Source organism: Haloflavibacter putidus (assembly GCF_006546625.1).
GTDB lineage: Bacteria > Bacteroidota > Bacteroidia > Flavobacteriales > Flavobacteriaceae > Mesonia > Mesonia putida.
The window spans coordinates 150,552-163,804 of the sequence record NZ_VIAR01000004.1; the positions used below are offsets into that span (position 1 = coordinate 150,552).

Sequence of the window (13,253 nt, forward strand, 5' to 3'; positions counted from 1 at the left end):
CTTCAACCAATTTTCACAAATAAAAATTCTGCTTTAATATAAGTTTAACCCTTCAATCTTCTTGGTTTTTGTCTTTTTTGTTCCAAGAAAACAAGCCTAACGGAAAAACGAACAATAAAAAGAAAAACTGGCCGGTAACCAAGCCGTAAATGGTTATTAATGCTGCTATTATATATAATAGGTAAGAAAGCTTCATTCTAAAAATTCAGTAATAAAAAGAGAAATAAAACTACTAAGAAAAGATAGAATATCCAATAATGTTTTAGCTTCCGCGGATTGTCGCCAAGGGCAAATTTGGTTAGCTTAAAATAAAAAGAACGGTTCTTGGCAATATGATTATAAGTGTGTTTGCTAACTTTTTTAAATAGTTGGCTACTTTCAAATAAATTGTACCAAAATTTATTGCCGGCATACCACAAACTGCGGTAAGCAGAATTAGGACCGTTATAAACCTTGCCATTTGGCTCTATTAATTTACTCGCTTTTTTAAATTCTTTTAACGGAATGTCCTCAAGAAATCTGGCTATTTCTTGGTAGGTTTTATATGCTATTTTATCTCCTGTCTTTAATTGCCAGCGTGTTTTCCAAAATTTGCAAAATCCACAGTCGCCATCCCAAACCAAAATAGGTCTTTGGGGTTTGAAGCTGGTTTGTTTAATTTCTTTATACATAAGACTGTAGAAGTTCTAGTTTTTTTTATTATGTAAAATTAACATATTTTACACTAGATTTTTAAAAAATAGTATCTTTATCAAAAAATCAATACCCTATGAAACAGTTCTTTTGGATTTTACTTTTATTTCCAATATTATCCGTAGCACAAGAATCTACGACTACCAATATTGCTCGTAACGAAGCCAAGGTCGCACAAAAGAAACTATTTTTTCAAGCCAACCCGGCTACTAGCAATTACGATGTACTTTACCAACGTTTAGACTTAGAAGTAGATCCGGCGCAAGCCTATATTTCCGGAGAGGTTACTTCTCATTTTGAAGCTAAAGAAGCTATGAGTCAAGTGGTTTTTGATTTGACCGATAATATGAATGTGCTTCAAATTACTAAAAACGGCAATGCTTTAAATTTTCAGCATAACAACGATGCAATCACCATAGATTTACCGCAAACCTTGACAGCCGGAAGTGTAGATAGTCTAACTGTTTCGTATGCCGGCAATCCTGTAAGTTCTGGTTTTGGCTCATTTGAGCAAACTTCGCATAACGGAAACGATATAATTTGGACGCTTTCTGAGCCTTACGGTGCCAAAGCTTGGTGGCCGTGCAAACAAGATTTAAACGATAAAGTAGACAGTATAGATGTTTATCTTACTTATCCTAAATTTAATTCTAATAACCAAGAGAATATTGCGGTTGCCAACGGTTTGCAGCAAAGCGAAACTACAAATGCCAACCAAAAAACCACACATTATAAGCACAATTACCCTATTCCTGCCTATTTGGTTGCAATTGCAGTTACTAATTATGCGGTTTATCAGGAACAAGTTGCCAATAACGGTAATCCTTTTCCGGTGGTAAATTATGTATATCCGGAAGATTTAAATGAGGCTCAATCCTCCACGTCGGTTACCGAAGGAATTATGAATCTCTTTATAGATAAATTTGGTAATTATCCTTACGAAAATGAAAAATACGGTCATGCCCAATTTGGTTGGGGTGGTGGTATGGAGCATAGCACCGTAAGCTTTATGGGTAATTTCTCTAGAAGTCTTATCGCACATGAATTAGGTCACCAATGGTTTGGAAACAAAGTTACTTGTGGCAGCTGGCAAGACATTTGGCTCAACGAGGGTTTTGCTAGTTATATGCAAGGCATGGTAATTGAAGAATTTGACGGCCAAAACAATTTTGCTAACTGGCGCGAAGGTGAGATATTTTATATTAGTTTCTTTCCTGGTGGTTCAGTTTATGTGCCGGAAGAAGATTTAGACAATGTAAACCGTATTTTTAGCAGCCGACTTTCGTACAGTAAAGGAGGAATGGTTTTGCATATGTTACGCAAAAAACTGGGCGATACAGATTTCTTTCAATCGTTACAAAATTACTTAAATAATCCTGATTTGGCTTATGGTTTTGCCACAACACCAGATTTAATTGCCGAAATGGAGTCCCAAAGTAATTTAGATTTACAAGAATTCTTTAACGATTGGATTTATGGTGAAGGTTATCCTATTTTTGATCTGCAATGGAATCAAAACCAAAACAACACGGTTTTTATTACACTAGACCAAGAGCAAAGTCACCCGTCTGTAGACTTTTTTGAAATTGGCGTGCCAGTTAGATTAATAGGAGAAAACCAAGAATTGGATATGGTTTTAGAGCACTCCGAAAATAACCAAAGTTTTAGTATAGACGCAGGTTTTGAAGTTACTGAAATTCTTTTAAATCCTAATTATGATATTATTACCAGAAATGCCAATGTTACTTTAGACACAACAATAGTAGACTTTACGGAATTGCAACTCTATCCAAATCCGGTTACAGCTGGTATATTTTATATTAGAAAACCATCGCATTTAGAAATAAGTAACCTAACTATATATAATGTATCCGGCCAGCAAGTAAAGCGCGTGAATTATTCCGATACCATCTCTATGGAAGGTTTAAGCAGTGGGGTATATTTTGTAGAGTTAGAAACCAATCAAGGTAAAATAAGCGAAAAGGTAATTTTAAAATAAATAGTTTTAGGAAGATTTTCTAAAAACAAAAAGGCTTTTTGATAAATTTCAAAAAGCCTTTTTTATATACTTTAAAAGCGTAAACTTGTTGGCGTTTGCCTAATAAATTTTTTAAACGGTAATTTTCTTTCTTAATTATTCAGCATTACCGGCATTACCAACATTGTTACTTTTTCGCCTTCGTCTAAGCCGTCTTTTGGCGTTAAAATTCCTGCGCGGTTTGGCATACTCATTTCCAATTGCACGTTATTAGCGTTTAGATTATTAAGCATTTCCGTAAGGAAACGTGAATTAAAGCCAATTTGCATATCGTCGCCTTGATAATCGCAAGTTAAGCGCTCTTCTGCTTTGTTGCTGTAATCTACATCTTCTGCAGAAATATTAAGTTCTGCTCCGGCAATTTTTAATTTTACCTGGTGGGTAGTTTTATTAGAAAATATAGAAACCCTTTTAACCGAGTTTAAAAACTGCGTACGATCTATACTAAGTACATTCGGGTTTTCTTTTGGTATTACCGCTTCATAATTTGGATATTTCCCGTCTATTAATCGGCAAGTAAGTTGCGTGTCGTCAAAAGTAAATTTTGCATTAGACTCATTATACTCAATAAGCACTTCGCTATCGCTGCCGGATAAAATACCTTTTAAAAGATTAAGAGGTTTTTTAGGCATAATAAAATCAGCTGCTTGCGTGGTGGTTACATCCTCTCTAGAGTATTTTACCAATTTATGTGCATCTGTAGCAACAAAAGTCAAACCTTCTTGCGAAAACTGAAAAAATACCCCGCTCATTACCGGGCGTAAATCATCGTTACCAGATGCAAAAATTGTTTTATTTATAGCCGTGGCCAAAACATCTGCAGGAATAACCGTGCTATTTGGTTCTTCCAATTCTACCGCATTAGGAAACTCTTCGCCATCTGCATAAGCAAGTGCATACTTACCGTAACTGGAGCTTAATTCAATCGTATTGTTTTCTTCTACCACAAAGGTTAAAGGCTGCTCCGGAAAGGTTTTTAAGGTATCCAGCAAAAGTTTTGCTGGTACCGCAATACTGCCTTCAGAGTCAGATTCTACTTCCAAAACTGCAGACATTGTAGTTTCTAAATCAGATGCAGAAACTTTTAATTTGTCTTGGTTTAATTCAAACAAAAAATTGTCTAAGATAGGAAGCGTGTTGTTATTGTTGATTACCCCACCTAAAATTTGGAGTTGTTTTAGCAAATAGGAGCTGGATACAATAAATTTCATAATTTATGTTTTGGTACATTCTATAAGGATTACAAATATATTTTATTACTTTAGATTTGTTTCAATTTTTTCAAATATTTTAAACACCTTACCAAATATTTAAGAAAACACAAGAATTTCACTTTGTACTTTACGGAAATTTGGACTTAGCGCCGGTATTTGTATTTTCGGTAGTTTACAAATCCTACAGCAAAAATGCCCAACAACAGCAAAGGCGCAAGAATATTTAATAATTGCCAAAATAATTTTTCTTGTTGTAATTTTTCATTATCTAGAAATGCAATTTTTATTTTTTTAGAACGTAAATCTAATAAACCGGTATCGTCTAACAAATAATTGGTAGCGTTTACCAAAAACTCTTTATTGCCATAAGTGGTGCCGGTATAGCGATCAAAACCCAATGGTTGGGGTTGGTTTTTTCTAAACTCATTTTTAATAACATTTCCATCAGAAATTACCAGCATTTTAGTTTTTTTACCTTGGTCTAAATTCTTGGAGGCTTCAAAGGGTTTAATTCTGTTTTTATAGACAGATGTAAACTCACCTTCCAGCAAAACCGCTAAAGCTTGCGACCCGTTGCGGTATTCTTCGGGCTTTGGTTTTTCGTTTATTATATCTAAACTTATGGGTTTTGGCGTGCCTTCAATTTTAGTGTATTTTGAGCTGGAAAGTAAAATAGTCTTCTTTATGCTATTTTTTAACGTATCTATCGGGTTGGCAAAATCAAATTTTACGGCTTCAACGTTATTAGTAATAGGGTGTTTTTCCTGTGGAAGCGCTAACGGAGAGTAAAACCAAGGATACGGATTAAATTGCGTTTGCTCCCCACTGCCCGAAGCTAATACAATGGGAGCAGAGTTAATATCGTTTACCAAACTGGGTTGTATGCGCAGGCCGTATTTAAAGAAAAAATCTTCTAAATTTAAGCTTTGCGGAAATGCCAAAGCGGTGTTAGATGCACTTGTAAACAAGCTGTCTTTATCTATTTTTACCTTTTCTGTAAGCCATAAAGCTTTCCCGCCTTGCATTAAATATTGATCTAAAACATACTTTTCTTTTTCGGTATAGGCATGGGTTGGTCTAGCTTCTAAAATCAAGTCGTATTCGTTAAGCTGATCTAGTGTTTTTTGCGCTTGCGTTGCTACGGAATCTAATGTAAATGGCGCGATGTAATAATAATCTTTAATAGCCTGAATAAAATCTGCAATATAAGCATCTGGGTATTCGCCATTGCCGCGCATTACAGCAATTTTTTTGTTTTTGCCTTGCAGCAGTTTTTTAAAACCGTCTGCAAAAGTATATTCTAAACTTTGTACAGAGCTGTTTACAATCTCTTCGTTAGAGTCGCCTATATTTTTTGTCATTAGCTTTATAGAAACTTCTTTGTCTCCATAACTTGCCACCGCCCAAGGAAAAAGCATGCTCTCACTCATTTTGCCGTTTTCATAAACGTTTAAAACTTCGGGTGTCATACCGGCTTGGTAAAATCTTTGAGCTACTTGGTTAGCGTTTTCGCCTTTTTCTAACGGATTTATAAATTGAAATTTAACCACAGAATTATAGGCGCTAAATTCTTCTAAAAGGTAACGCGTTTCGTTTTGCAAACGTTTGTATTCCGAAGGGAAATCGCCTTTTAAATAAACTTCTATAACCAGCGGTTGTTCGGCGGCAGCCAAAATATCTTTTGCCGGTTTAGAAAGCGTATACCGGTTATTTTGGGTAAGGTCTATTCTGGTAAAATAAAAAGAGGCCAAAACATTCAGTAGAATAATACCTAAAAGTATACCTAGTAAATTTATGCTATGCGAGTTTTGTTTTTTCATGCAATGGCTTTCTGCAGTTTAAACTTGGTAAGGTATAAAAATAGAAAACTTACGCTTAGAAAGTAAATAATATCGCGCGTATCTATAACTCCTCTACTTATACTTTTATAATGAAAATTAATACCTAAATATTCTAAAGCATAGGTTTCTGAACCAAAAAGAGCGATAGAACTCAAACCTTCAAAACCAAAATAGAGCAGAAAACAGCCAAGCACAGCAAGTATAAATGCCACAATTTGATTTTGCGAAAATGTAGAGGCAAAAACGCCAATAGCGGTATAAATTGCTGCCAAAAAAAACAAACCTAAATAAGAGCCTAAGGTAGCACCATAATCTAAAGAGTCTCCTGTTTTGCTTAACGCGGAAATAGTATAAACGTATAAAATTGTAGGAAGTAAAGCCAAAATTACCAATGTCAAAGCGCCAAAATATTTACCTAAAACCAATTGCCAACGCGTTAAGGGTTTTGTATACAATAATTCTAAAGTACCCTGCTTTTTTTCTTCCGAAAAGCTTCGCATGGTGATGGCAGGAATAAGAAAAATAAAAATCCACGGGGCAATTAAAAAGAAAGGCGATAAATTGGCAAAACCATAATCTAAAATATTAAAATCTCCTTTAAACACCCAGATAAAAAGTCCGTTAACCAACAGAAAAATACCAATAACCAAATAGCCTATTGGCGAAGAAAAAAAAGCGTTTATTTCTTTTTGTAAAATTGCTCTCATCTACTTTAAGGTGACTTTTTTATCTACGCTCCAAGCTTCGGCGCGTTGACTGAATTTCTGTTTGGTTTCTTTCCAAGTGGCTTTAAAAAGCGCTGAGTTCCGGTAGTTTTCAAGAGATTGCTCGTTATCCCAATAACTGTAAGTAAAAAATATTTCGGGTGTATTTCTGTCTTGGTAGAGCTCTAAAAATTTACAACCTTCAAAATTGCGAATTAAATTTTTTTTAGCGTCAAACATTTTTTGAAAACTCGCTATTTCTTCCGTTTTAAACGTCATTTTTACTATTCTAACCAGCATTATTCAAATTTTATTGTTACAGAATCCATTAACTTTAATCCAAATAGAGTAGAAGCGCTACCGTGGGTTTTGGGGTTGCTTTTATAAATTGCCAACTCAATATAATTGGAAGCGTTAAAAATAGCCAATTTTTTGCCTTCTTCCTCGCGATTTTCCTTAGGAGTTTCAAAATTAATGGCATCGCTGTACGATTCATATATTTTGTTGAAACCAACAGCTCGGGCATTCATTGCAAAGTTTCTACCTTTGCCTACGCTTTCAAATAATTTTCTAGAAATATTGGTAACCACATTACCATAACTGTCAACATACATTACATAACCAACAATTTGGTTTTGGTCTTGGTTTACGAAAGGCTCAAATTCTTTTATTTGTTTAATTTCAGGAATGGTTTTTCCTATTACCTCTAAAGTGCCACCGCGTTTTATGTGGGCAGCTACTTTTACAAAAATATCTAATACCGGAAAATTGGTTTCTACCGCGTTATGAATGTTTATTTCTACAATTTTTTCCGGTTTAATTTCAGACGCGATTAAAGACATTATACCGTTGTTGGCACAAATAAAATAATGATCATCTAATAAAATGGCTATATGCTTGTTTTCTGGGGTAATTTCTGAGTCTACCCCAATAATATGAATAGTACCTTTAGGGAAACTATCGTAGGCGTTTTTAATAATATAAGCCGCCTCTGTAATATGAAAAGGCGAAACCTCGTGTGAAATATCTACAATGCTGGCAGTCTGCAACTCACTTAAAATAGCACCTTTAACAGCACCAACAGAGGGGTCTTTGAGTCCAAAATCTGTTGTTAAGGTGATTATCGCCATAAATTTAAGTGTTAAAGATTTTGTGAGTTTAGAAATTAATTTTCTTTAAATTTGTAGTGCGAATTTAAAGATAAATCATTAATTAACATACTAGCTTTTGAACGAACTTACTATAGAACTTTCTGAAATTAACCCAAGAGAATTTTTTGGGCAACAAAATGCTAACATAGAACTGGTTAAAAAATATTTCCCTAAGCTAAAATTAGTAGCTAGGGGAAATAAAATAAAAGCTTTTGGAGAAGAAGAGGCTCTAGAAGAGTTTGATAAACGTTTAGCAATGCTGATGGAGCATTTTTCAAAATTCAATAAATTAGACCAAAATAGTATCGAGCGTGTTTTGACCAGTGAAACAAAAGCAGATTACGAAACTTCTAAAGAAAGTGGTGATGTACTGTTGCACGGCGTAAACGGCAGGCTTATAAAAGCGCAAACCGCCAACCAACGCAAATTGGTAGAGTTGGTAAAAGATAACGATATGGTTTTTGCCGTTGGGCCCGCAGGAACCGGAAAAACCTACACCAGCGTGGCTTTGGCTGTAAAAGCGCTTAAAGAAAAGCAGGTAAGACGTATAATTTTGACCCGGCCGGCAGTAGAAGCAGGAGAAAATCTTGGTTTTTTACCGGGAGATTTAAAAGAAAAATTAGACCCCTATATGCAGCCGCTTTACGACGCTTTACGCGATATGATTCCGCACGAAAGATTAGAAGCTTATATAGAAAAAGGCGTAATACAAATTGCACCAATGGCCTTTATGCGTGGTCGTACCTTAGATAATGCTTTTGTTATTTTAGATGAAGCCCAAAATACTTCGCACGCGCAAATGAAAATGTTTCTGACCAGAATGGGAAAACACGCCAAATTTATAATAACCGGCGACCCCGGACAGGTAGATTTGCCAAAACGCACTATTTCGGGACTTAAAGAAGCGCTTTTAGTCTTAAAAAATGTAAAAGGAATTGGTGTAATTACCTTAGACGATAAAGACGTAATTAGGCATAAATTGGTTAAAAAAGTAATTCACGCCTATAAAGAAATAGAAAATCAAAAATAAAACCATGCAAACTTTATTAGCAACTAACTACCAATTTCCCGGACAGAAAAATTATTACAAAGGTAAAGTGCGGGAAGTGTATACGTTGGAAAACGAACGTTTACTAATGGTGGCAACCGACAGATTGAGTGCCTTTGATGTTATTTTGCCAAAAGGCATTCCGTATAAAGGACAAATTTTAAACCAGATTGCTACCAAAATGATGCGCGATACTCAAGATTTGGTGCCCAATTGGTTAGAAGCTACGCCAGATCCAAATGTGGCAGTTGGTAAAAGTTGCGAGCCTTTTAAAGTAGAAATGGTAATTAGAGGCTATTTGGCCGGTCACGCTGCAAGAGAATACAAAGCGGGAAAACGCGAATTGTGCGGCGTAAAACTGCCGGAAGGTTTAAAGGAAAACGACCAATTACCGCAACCAATTATTACCCCGGCAACCAAAGCAGAACAAGGCGACCACGACGAAGATATTTCTAGGGGAGATATTATAAAACGCCAAATTGTGCCGGAAGAAGAATATAAAGTTTTAGAAGATTATACCCAAAAACTTTTTGCACGCGGAACCGAAATTGCCGCTTCCCGCGGATTGATTTTAGTAGATACCAAATACGAATTTGGTAAAACCCAAGATGGCGAAATCGTGTTGATAGACGAAATACACACTCCGGATTCTTCACGTTATTTTTATGCAGACGGTTATGAAGAAAGACAAAAAACCGGCGAAAAACAAAAACAACTCTCCAAAGAGTTTGTACGCGAATGGTTGTTAGAAAATGGTTTTCAAGGCAAGGAAAGACAGCAAATTCCCGAAATGTCGGCAGCTTTTGTAAGCTCTGTTTCTAAGCGTTACATCGAGTTATACGAAAAAATTACCGGCGAAGAATTTAAAAAAGCGCCTATTGAAAATATAGAAAAACGTATTGAAGAAAATGTGTTGGAGTTTTTGGGGTAATTTTAAATAAAAACGCTACTCCCTTAAAACCTTAGCAATATCTTCTGGGTCTAGCATAGTTTCTGTTCTAAATTTTGTGGTATAATCGCGATCGAGTACAATTACCCTATAATTGCTGTTTTCTTTTTGCCATTGTTTATAATCGCCAAAATTGATGGGCTCTTGGTTTTGGTCGCGGTAAATGGCTTGAATTCCGTTTGGGGTAATTAAAAACGGCCGTATATTGTTCTGATCAAAAAAATCGCGATTATTTTTAAAAATATCCATTTGTTTTTGTACGGCGGGTGTGTTTTTATCTGCCGCTACCATAATTACAAAACCGGGACTGCTTTTTAAAATAATTTTTTCTTGCGCTTGCACAAAATTGCCAAGACTTAAACAAAGTAATAGAATAAAAGTTCGCATAACTATTCGGGTTTTAAGGTTATTTTATAATTTTTCATCAATTCTAAAAGTATTTTCTCTGTGTTAGAGAAGTTTGGGATTTCTTTTTTGGTGGCTTGTTTATCTACTTTATCAAAATATTCTTGAATGCTACCATCTTTATAATGTTCGGTTATCACCGGATGCACATAATAACTTCTACAAACCGAGCGGGTGTTTCCTAAAGCTTCGGCGGCTTCGTCTAAAGCGCTAATTATATTTTTGTCTTGTTGTTTTTCACCATCGGTATACCCTAAATCGCGCAGGCTTTCAAAATAAATTTTGGTAGCTGCCCAGGTTCTAAAATCTTTAGCCGAGTAAAATTCGCCACAAATATTTTGAATGTATTCGTTTATCATTCCGCTGTCTATACATTCTTTATCGCCTTTGTCGTCATAGTATTTAAACAATTCCCATCCGGGTATTTCTTCGCATTCATTTACCAGCTCAATAAGTTCTTGATCGTTTATTTGTATAGAATGTTCTTTGCCTTTTTTACCAATAAAATTAAAGGTCAAAATATCTTCGCCAATATCTACGTGCCGCGAGCGTAACGTGCTTAAGCCATAAGTTTGGTTCTTTTTTGCATAATAATGGTTGCCAATACGTATATGTGTTTCTTCCATAAGTCTTACTACCAAAGCCAAAACTTTTTCTTTTGGCATTCCTTCTAATTGAAGATCTTTATCTACTTGCTGTCTAATTTGCGGTAATTTTTTTCCGAAAGAAGCCATTTTAAAAAACTTGGTTTGGTTTTTAAACTTTGACCAAAGCTTGTGGTACAAATAGACTTTTCGTTCTTTGTCGTCGCGGCCAACTACTTGCAAGTGGCCATTTTCTAAATGGGTAATTAAAACTTCTTTCCAAGCCGGCGGAATAACCAATTTCTTAATGCGGCTTAAGGCTTTTTTATTGGTTATTTTGTTGCCGTTTTTATCGGTGTAATAAAAACCGCGACCGTGTTTATGGCGTTTTATGCTCAGGTCTTTTTCTTTTACATATACCAAATTGGCCAAGGCTGCAAACTCGTCCGGTTTCTGGGTTATTTCTTCAATTTTTTTGGTAGTAATATGCATTCGTATTTCTTTTCTTTAAAAATACAGGTTCGTACTTCAATAAAATACTAAGAAAAAGTGAATTTTGTTTAAATTCCAATAAATTAATAGTTTTTAAAATGTTGTTGAAGTCTTTTTGTTAAATAATTAGCTTTCCGCGGAAGCGAATTAATATGTACAATTGATAAAGTAAGCGTACTAAAAACCTTTGGCCATTTATCAAAAGTTGAAATAGCAAATTGTAAAGCGGTTATTCGTGAAGCTTACGTAGATTAAAATTTTACTGTACTTTTCTATTTCTCTAAAGAAAATTTCTACCTTTTATACGTAATATTCTTTGCGTTTATATAGAGATGGTATACGTTTACCACGCCATAACCACGCTATAACCACGCTATAACCACGCTATAACCACGCTATAATTAGGCTTTAAATTAGGCTGATCCTAAGCTTTGCTACCAAAAAGAATATAATTCAATAGAAATTGCGTTATAATCTATAAAAAATTAAAACAGCCGTTTTTCTTCCGTAAAGAAAAAAGTAAAAATGATAAAAGTCATAGTAGGTTTTTTTATAATACAGCAATTTTGTATTCTAAATTTACAGATATGAAGGTTTTAAAACTTCTTTTTTCGCTTGCTTTCTTTTTATTTATTACAACTAGCTATGCGCAATTTACGATAGACGCCGAGTTGCGTCCCAGGGTAGAATATCGGCACGGGTATAAAACCTTATTTCCAGATAATGCAGATCCCAGCGTTTTTGTTTCGCAACGGTCGCGGTTAAACTTCGGTTATAAAACAGAGAAATTACATTTGTATATAAGTCCGCAAGATGTGCGGGTTTGGGGAGATGTACCACAACTAAACGTCGCAGATAACCACGGTTTTTCGTTGCACCAAGCCTGGGGAGAAGTTTTTATAGATACTACTTTTTCTGTAAAAGTGGGTCGACAAGAAATAGCTTATGACGACCAACGTATTTTTGGTAGTGTAAACTGGGCGCAACAAGGTAGAAGTCACGATGCCGCAATTGTAAAGTGGCAAAAAGAGACCGCAAAAGTACATTTGGGCGCTGCCTATAATCAAGAAAAAGAAACGCTAACCGGCAATATATTGTACGCTAATGCAAGCACCTATAAAAGTTTACAATTTTTATGGATGCATAAAGATTGGAAAAATTTTAACGCCAGTTTTTTATTTTTAAATAACGGTTTTCAAGCTTTAGGAGTCGAAGAAGAAGATGCAGAAACCCGCTACAGTCAAACCACGGGAGTGCATTTAAATTATAAAATTAACGATCTTAAATTTACTTCTAATTTATATTACCAATTTGGGAACGATATAAATAACAACGATTTATCTGCTTATTTGCTGGCTTTAGAAGCACATTATACGGTTAACGACAATCTCGGTTTTAAGTTAGGCGGCGAGTTGCAAAGCGGTAACGATTATGGTGCTCCGGCAAACGGAGAGAATAATGCATTTACGCCCCTTTATGGCACTAACCACAAGTTTAACGGCTTTATGGATTACTATTATGTAGGGAACCATATGCATAGTGTTGGTTTAACAGACCTTTATGCAAGTATAAATTATAAATTAAATCCTAAATCTGCTATCAATTTAGATTTGCACCAGTTTTTCGCTTCCGCGGAATTAGACGAAGAACTTTCAAAAAATTTAGGTACCGAAATAGATTTGGTATTCGCGCACAAAATAAATAAAATGGTTAGCCTGAAAGCCGGTTATTCCCATTATTTCGAAACCGAAGCAACAGAATTATTGAAAAATAACTTTGACGGTAATACCAACAACTGGGCGTGGGTAATGCTTATTATTAAGCCGGAATTGTTTGTTAGTAAGTAGTAGTTAGTAAGTAGTATTGAGTAGTTAGTATTGAGTATTGAGTATTGAGTATGCTTTATGCCTTAAGCATTAAGCAATAAGCAGGAGAGATTTCTCAGTCGTTCCTTCATCGAAATGACAGTAGATAGTTTTGTTTTGGAAATGTCATTTCGACGAAAGGAGAAATCTTCTTCCGAGTGCGGATAGACAATAATCAATAGTCAATAAGCAATAAGCAATAAGCTATAATCAATAAGCAGGAGAGATTTCTCAGTCGTTCCTCCATCGTAATGATGCTAAGAATTTTT

The 13,253-nt window shown here is 35.3% G+C and carries 13 protein-coding genes; 4 read left to right on the plus strand and 9 right to left on the minus strand.

Translation table 11 applies throughout. From position 1 onward, the window contains the following. Window positions 1-52: 52 nt before the first annotated feature. Both FKR84_RS13325 and FKR84_RS05700 read right to left on the minus strand, forming a co-directional pair. Window positions 53-196: a hypothetical protein gene (locus FKR84_RS13325; protein WP_233357677.1), complete on the minus strand. Its 144-nt coding sequence runs from the start codon at window positions 194-196 to the stop codon at window positions 53-55. A 1-nt stretch (window position 197) separates the two neighbouring features. After that, on the minus strand, window positions 198-671 hold the full coding sequence (locus tag FKR84_RS05700; protein ID WP_141421337.1) for a thiol-disulfide oxidoreductase DCC family protein: 474 nt from the start codon (window positions 669-671) through the stop codon (window positions 198-200). Between the two features lie 98 nt (window positions 672-769). On the opposite strand from FKR84_RS05700, the gene FKR84_RS05705 reads away from it, so the two are divergent. After that, entirely contained in the window at window positions 770-2,692 is a 1,923-nt protein-coding gene (locus FKR84_RS05705) for a M1 family aminopeptidase (RefSeq protein WP_141421338.1), read from the plus strand. 131 nt (window positions 2,693-2,823) lie between these two features. Here the strand turns inward: FKR84_RS05705 and dnaN are convergent, their stop codons facing one another. From dnaN to FKR84_RS05730, 5 genes are all read right to left on the minus strand, one after another. Next, on the minus strand, window positions 2,824-3,942 hold the full coding sequence (gene dnaN, locus FKR84_RS05710; RefSeq protein WP_141421339.1) for a DNA polymerase III subunit beta: 1,119 nt from the start codon (window positions 3,940-3,942) through the stop codon (window positions 2,824-2,826). 146 nt (window positions 3,943-4,088) lie between these two features. Continuing rightward, complete coding sequence (gene gldG, locus FKR84_RS05715) at window positions 4,089-5,765, minus strand: gliding motility-associated ABC transporter substrate-binding protein GldG (protein ID WP_141421340.1); 1,677 nt, start codon at window positions 5,763-5,765, stop codon at window positions 4,089-4,091. Next, the gene (gene gldF, locus FKR84_RS05720) at window positions 5,762-6,493 is read right to left on the minus strand and encodes a gliding motility-associated ABC transporter permease subunit GldF (RefSeq protein ID WP_141421341.1); all 732 of its coding nucleotides are present in this window, start codon (window positions 6,491-6,493) and stop codon (window positions 5,762-5,764) included. The genes gldG and gldF overlap by 4 nt, the downstream gene beginning before the upstream one ends. After that, complete coding sequence (locus FKR84_RS05725; protein ID WP_141421342.1) at window positions 6,494-6,790, minus strand: putative quinol monooxygenase; 297 nt, start codon at window positions 6,788-6,790, stop codon at window positions 6,494-6,496. Continuing rightward, a complete protein-coding gene (locus FKR84_RS05730; RefSeq protein ID WP_141421343.1) occupies window positions 6,790-7,620 on the minus strand; it encodes an SAM hydrolase/SAM-dependent halogenase family protein in 831 nt (276 codons plus the stop codon). Before FKR84_RS05730 ends, FKR84_RS05725 begins: the two co-directional genes overlap by 1 nt. Before the next feature lie 97 nt (window positions 7,621-7,717). Between FKR84_RS05730 and FKR84_RS05735 the strand changes: the two genes are divergently transcribed. Further along, the gene (locus FKR84_RS05735; RefSeq protein ID WP_141421344.1) at window positions 7,718-8,671 is read left to right on the plus strand and encodes a PhoH family protein; all 954 of its coding nucleotides are present in this window, start codon (window positions 7,718-7,720) and stop codon (window positions 8,669-8,671) included. Window positions 8,672-8,675: 4 nt separating this feature from the next. Continuing rightward, entirely contained in the window at window positions 8,676-9,620 is a 945-nt protein-coding gene (locus tag FKR84_RS05740; RefSeq protein ID WP_141421345.1) for a phosphoribosylaminoimidazolesuccinocarboxamide synthase, read from the plus strand. Window positions 9,621-9,635: 15 nt separating this feature from the next. Here FKR84_RS05740 and FKR84_RS05745 read toward each other — a convergent pair whose 3' ends face one another. Continuing rightward, a complete protein-coding gene (locus tag FKR84_RS05745; protein WP_141421346.1) occupies window positions 9,636-10,025 on the minus strand; it encodes a hypothetical protein in 390 nt (129 codons plus the stop codon). Window positions 10,026-10,027: 2 nt separating this feature from the next. Further along, entirely contained in the window at window positions 10,028-11,119 is a 1,092-nt protein-coding gene (locus tag FKR84_RS05750) for a DNA topoisomerase IB (RefSeq protein ID WP_141421347.1), read from the minus strand. A 587-nt stretch (window positions 11,120-11,706) separates the two neighbouring features. Here FKR84_RS05750 and FKR84_RS05755 point away from each other — a divergent pair. Continuing rightward, window positions 11,707-12,966 carry an alginate export family protein gene (locus FKR84_RS05755; RefSeq protein ID WP_141421348.1) on the plus strand — a complete coding sequence of 420 codons (1,260 nt, stop codon included), beginning with the start codon at window positions 11,707-11,709 and terminating at the stop codon, window positions 12,964-12,966. Window positions 12,967-13,253: the final 287 nt, after the last annotated feature.

Coding starts and splice junctions, on each gene's coding strand:
- FKR84_RS13325 (WP_233357677.1), bottom strand. CDS start 196: ATGAAGCTTTCTTACCTATTATATATAATAGCAGCATTAATAACCATT.
- FKR84_RS05700 (WP_141421337.1), bottom strand. CDS start 671: ATGTATAAAGAAATTAAACAAACCAGCTTCAAACCCCAAAGACCTATT.
- FKR84_RS05705 (WP_141421338.1), top strand. CDS start 770: ATGAAACAGTTCTTTTGGATTTTACTTTTATTTCCAATATTATCCGTA.
- dnaN (WP_141421339.1), bottom strand. CDS start 3,942: ATGAAATTTATTGTATCCAGCTCCTATTTGCTAAAACAACTCCAAATT.
- gldG (WP_141421340.1), bottom strand. CDS start 5,765: ATGAAAAAACAAAACTCGCATAGCATAAATTTACTAGGTATACTTTTA.
- gldF (WP_141421341.1), bottom strand. CDS start 6,493: ATGAGAGCAATTTTACAAAAAGAAATAAACGCTTTTTTTTCTTCGCCA.
- FKR84_RS05725 (WP_141421342.1), bottom strand. CDS start 6,790: ATGCTGGTTAGAATAGTAAAAATGACGTTTAAAACGGAAGAAATAGCG.
- FKR84_RS05730 (WP_141421343.1), bottom strand. CDS start 7,620: ATGGCGATAATCACCTTAACAACAGATTTTGGACTCAAAGACCCCTCT.
- FKR84_RS05740 (WP_141421345.1), top strand. CDS start 8,676: ATGCAAACTTTATTAGCAACTAACTACCAATTTCCCGGACAGAAAAAT.
- FKR84_RS05745 (WP_141421346.1), bottom strand. CDS start 10,025: ATGCGAACTTTTATTCTATTACTTTGTTTAAGTCTTGGCAATTTTGTG.
- FKR84_RS05750 (WP_141421347.1), bottom strand. CDS start 11,119: ATGCATATTACTACCAAAAAAATTGAAGAAATAACCCAGAAACCGGAC.
- FKR84_RS05755 (WP_141421348.1), top strand. CDS start 11,707: ATGAAGGTTTTAAAACTTCTTTTTTCGCTTGCTTTCTTTTTATTTATT.